Source organism: Paenalicyclobacillus cellulosilyticus (assembly GCF_014647315.1).
Lineage (GTDB): Bacteria > Bacillota > Bacilli > Alicyclobacillales > Alicyclobacillaceae > Alicyclobacillus_J > Alicyclobacillus_J cellulosilyticus.
The window spans coordinates 1-263 of record NZ_BMOY01000103.1 but is presented as its reverse complement, the minus strand read 5'-3'; the positions used below and the strand labels follow the sequence as shown (position 1 = coordinate 263).

General features: G+C 41.8%; 1 protein-coding gene. It reads right to left on the bottom strand.

All coding sequences use genetic code 11. The annotated features are described in order from the left end of the window. Nucleotides 1–263: S41 family peptidase (locus IEX97_RS12985; protein ID WP_268238352.1), on the bottom strand; the 263-nt coding region annotated here is incomplete at both ends.

Below are 263 nucleotides of genomic sequence, written 5' to 3'. Positions count from 1 at the left end.
AGCTTTGTGTTCCCAATATGACGGCTCGTTTATTATCTTTAAGCGCACCCGCTACAATTTCTGAAGCTGAAGCGGAACCATTATTAATTAGCACGACCATAGGTGCATTATTTAAGATATCACCAGGATTAGCCAATGCGGTGAATTGCGTACCCGGTAGTCTTCCCTCGGTATACACAATTTTCTCTTCCTCCCCTTGCTTATCATTATTGATAAAGGCATCGGAAATTTGGATAGCTGAATCTAAAAGTCCGCCTGGATTA